Annotated in this window: 2 protein-coding genes and 1 CRISPR repeat array; of the genes, one reads left to right on the forward strand and one right to left on the reverse strand. The window is 37.7% G+C overall.

The annotated features are described in order from the left end of the window. The first annotated feature begins 67 nt into the window (after window positions 1–67). Window positions 68–553: a CRISPR direct-repeat array (repeat unit 30 nt; unit sequence GTTTTAATCGTACCTTTATGGAATTGAAAT). A gap of 245 nt (window positions 554–798) precedes the next feature. Further along, window positions 799–1701 (reverse strand): Abi family protein, encoded by a 903-nt coding sequence (locus I6E38_RS14510; protein WP_217313836.1) that lies wholly within the window; start codon window positions 1699–1701, stop codon window positions 799–801. 802 nt (window positions 1702–2503) lie between these two features. On the opposite strand from I6E38_RS14510, the gene I6E38_RS14515 reads away from it, so the two are divergent. Continuing rightward, a complete protein-coding gene (locus I6E38_RS14515; protein WP_235394655.1) occupies window positions 2504–2926 on the forward strand; it encodes a hypothetical protein in 423 nt (140 codons plus the stop codon). Window positions 2927–2969: the final 43 nt, after the last annotated feature.

Below are 2969 nucleotides of genomic sequence, written 5' to 3' on the forward strand. Positions count from 1 at the left end.
CTATATGGGAAAAATTAAAGGATTTCTCTTTGCCGTACGACACAGAGAAATCCTAATGACCGATTTGGGTTTAATCGTACCTTTATGGAATTGAAATTGTATTGAGACAACAAAGGCTGCAAGAGACCAAAATCGTTTTAATCGTACCTTTATGGAATTGAAATTTCAGAAGATGTATGAACGTATGTTGACATATATGTTTTAATCGTACCTTTATGGAATTGAAATGTGCTAAAAGGCAGTTTAGCAAGTAAACACTCATGTTTTAATCGTACCTTTATGGAATTGAAATGTAAAAATGCCGTTTACTGACTGCCGTACACTTACGGTTTTAATCGTACCTTTATGGAATTGAAATTTCGGTTTTGTTGAGCGTGCCGTCGGTGGTGCTGGTTTTAATCGTACCTTTATGGAATTGAAATTCATTATCCGGACTTAGGTAAAGATGCACCTCATTGTTTTAATCGTACCTTTATGGAATTGAAATCGCAACCGTCAGGATTATTGCTAAAACTAATGATGTGTTTTAATCGTACCTTTATGGAATTGAAATACATCATTGGTTTCTATTATTAGTTGATTATCAGTATTATACGCTCTAAACGATAGAAAAGTGACTGTGTGGATTCTGTTTAGATACGAAAAGGTGAAGATTTAACGTATTTAACTTTCAGTTACATCAAAATTACATAGATATGGATTGGATGGAGCCGTTTGAACCGACTCTATAATATGATAAAACCGAAACAAAGAAGACCATGTAAGGGAGTGAATTATCAGTAGCCATTCCACATGTTATTACCTCCATAATGGTTCCGTTTCCCATCCCTGCGGAAAGCCGAGAGCTTTTAAGTCAATTTCAGGAAACCGAATGAACAACCATGTTAGTTTGGATTGCATATCATTATTGGGGGATATAACATTAAGAAAGTACTTGATGATGCAAAGATCAAAGTAAGCACGCATGGAATCTGTTGGCTGCGTTATCCATTCTCCTGCGGGACTATTGGGAATTGCTGGCTGAATAGCATTCTGCTTGTTCCATACTCTTGAATGATGGCCACAGGCATTTCGAGTAACAGCAATAACCGTAAGCCATGACTCAAACACATTTATAGGTAAACCAAAACGTTTTGCTATGCGTTTGCGTATGCGATTTTGTTTGATGTTGCGATAAATGGCATTGACGTTTCCAATAGTAAGCAGCTCTCCTAAAATCCACGATGGTGGGTAAGGTTCTGAGTAGGTTCGTTTGAAATGGAGAATGAACTCCTCCTTGGATTTGCTATATTCCTTGGATATAGCTCGCATTGTTTCATTAAACTTTGAACTATCCAAGAAATAAGAAGAGTCAGTAAGCCAGAAAGGATTGCCAGTCATATCTGCTGTTATTTGCATCACCGCACGTCTGATAGCAATTTCAATCTTTTCTATTTCATTGAACATGAGCAGTCTCAGTTTCTTGTCAAAGCGATAAAGCATCATCACCTTTTTGAATGTTGAACCTTCCTTATACAAATGTGCAGTTTTGGGCATCTTCAACAAAGGGTACATGTAAGCAGACAATCTGTAATAACCAATATTGTCAAGGTATTGTATGGCTTTGTTTCTATCACAAATTTGTAAACCTCGAGATTCAAGCAAATCAACGAGATTTTCTGAAGATTCAAACCGTTTTGTAAAGGGAATAAGACTCGCCATATTCAAATGTGTATAAACAAAAAACGCCTCGCACGATTTGAGCATTGTTAAGAGGCTTGGCGAGGACTGACGCTGCAAAGATACGAATAATCATTGATAATACAAACTTTTCGGCAAGAAAAATCACGCAAAAGTGGAATTCTTTGACATATTTATATTTAATAATGTTAAATCAGGCCTTAAAATCATACTTTGCCAGCCAAACAAAGTGGTTTTCAAGGTAAAAGTGTTACCTTTGTAACGTCTATACCCATACCGGAAGCCCAGATGGGCAGAGGTTGGGCAGACATACATATGGTAAAAGGCGTTTTTGTACGCTTTGGTTTTGACGTGTAGGAATCTGGCAGTTCACGACACAATTTGTCAAAAACAAAGTAATGCAGAACGCCTCATGAGGTGTATTATATACAGCTCTCATTGGCTTCGGACGTTTTATCGTTCGTTGTCAAGGGTGCATTCTATATACTTACACTGGCGTGGGGCTTTCGGCGTTGCTCGTTTCGACAAATTGGGCGATGCCAGAGCCTCTACACGTGGGACGAGTGACAAGAACAGGCTCCGCGCTTTTTCGTATGCATTCAAGCCATCTATTAATTATGTCAATATGGTAGCCATTGGCAAAGAAGAGAATTAATTTATGAGACGCTTATTGAGAATTTCTAAGCTTCAAGACTTTTGTATGTGCAATGGCAGGGTCATTCCCCATCTATTGCATCCATGCTCCAATAATCCAGATTTTAGATCTTTCCATTGTGCCGATAAGCGACATGATGATTCGGAGACAATAGATTTCTCTCCGAAAATGGAAACAGCACAAGCTACAATGGTTGGAATATTGACGATGAGAGGTTATGTTATCGAGTATTCTGAGGGTAATTACATTTTCTGCACTGAAGAAGAATTGGAATATTACAAAGAACAAGATAAAAAAGCTCAATTTGAATATGAGACCAATCAACGGGATAACACATCAGAAAATCCTGCTCGGCCAAATGGTGTGAAAATTACAAGGGATTGTATGGTGATAGAATATCAATCATACAAAACATGCACAGAATATCCAGTTCGGATGTCCATAGCTAAAGCTAAAGGATATTTGACTCCTCCATACATTTTTGGGGATAGCTCATATACTGAACTTCTATGTAAAGAGGATTGTATCTTTTGTCATTGTCCTTTTTATGCACGAAATTTGGGGTCACCAGTAAAACCCTGTGTTGAATAGTTAACAGGATTTGCTTTATTCTCGTTAGAATTAGTTATCTTTG

Origin of the sequence: Leyella stercorea, assembly GCF_021531355.1 — a bacterium.
Classification (GTDB): Bacteria; Bacteroidota; Bacteroidia; order Bacteroidales; family Bacteroidaceae; genus Prevotella.